The sequence below is a fragment of the Agrobacterium tumefaciens str. B6 genome (assembly GCF_001541315.1).
GTDB lineage: Bacteria > Pseudomonadota > Alphaproteobacteria > Rhizobiales > Rhizobiaceae > Agrobacterium > Agrobacterium radiobacter.
The window spans coordinates 1-698 of the sequence record NZ_LMVK01000042.1 but is presented as its reverse complement, the minus strand read 5'-3'; the positions used below and the strand labels follow the sequence as shown (position 1 = coordinate 698).

Here is a 698-nt window from a genome sequence, read left to right as displayed (position 1 = left end):
TGGAACGAGATCGTGCATGTACTGACCCCCATGGCGGTTCCGGGCATCGCCTCGACGCTGCTCCTGAACGTCATCCTCGCCTGGAACGAATCCTTCTGGACCATCCGGCTGACGACCACCAATGCAGCACCGCTGACCGCCTTCATCGCCTCCTTCTCCTCACCGCAGGGGTTGTTCTGGGCAAAACTTTCGGCCGCCTCGATGATGGCGATCGCCCCCATTCTCGTCATCGGCTGGTTCTCGCAGAAACAACTCGTGCGCGGTCTGACCTTCGGCGCCGTGAAATAAGGAACGACAATAATGGGCAGCATTTCCCTTCAGAACGTGTCCAAGCTCTTCGGCGAGGCAAAAGTCATCCCGTCGATCGATCTCGACATCCATGACGGCGAGTTCGTCGTCTTCGTCGGCCCGTCCGGCTGCGGCAAGTCAACGCTGCTGCGCCTGATTGCCGGGCTGGAAGACGTCTCCGGCGGCAGAATAGTCATCGACGGCAACGACGCCACCGAAAAGGCCCCGGCCGAGCGCGGCCTTGCCATGGTGTTCCAGTCCTATGCGCTTTATCCGCATATGAGCGTCAGGAACAACATCGCCTTCCCGCTGAAGATGGCCAAGCTCGACAAGGCGGTGATCGACAGGAAGGTCGACGATGCCGCCCGTATCCTCAACCTCACCGATTATCTCGAACGCCGGCCCTCGCA

The 698-nt window shown here is 60.3% G+C and carries 1 protein-coding gene and 1 pseudogene; both read left to right on the top strand.

What is annotated here, in order from left to right; genetic code table 11:
• Positions 1-288: pseudogene (locus ASB65_RS21060) on the top strand (carbohydrate ABC transporter permease); the annotation flags it as partial.
• Positions 289-300: 12 nt separating this feature from the next.
• Positions 301-698 (top strand): ABC transporter ATP-binding protein (locus tag ASB65_RS21055; protein ID WP_155643910.1); only part of this gene is annotated, 398 nt, incomplete at its 3' end.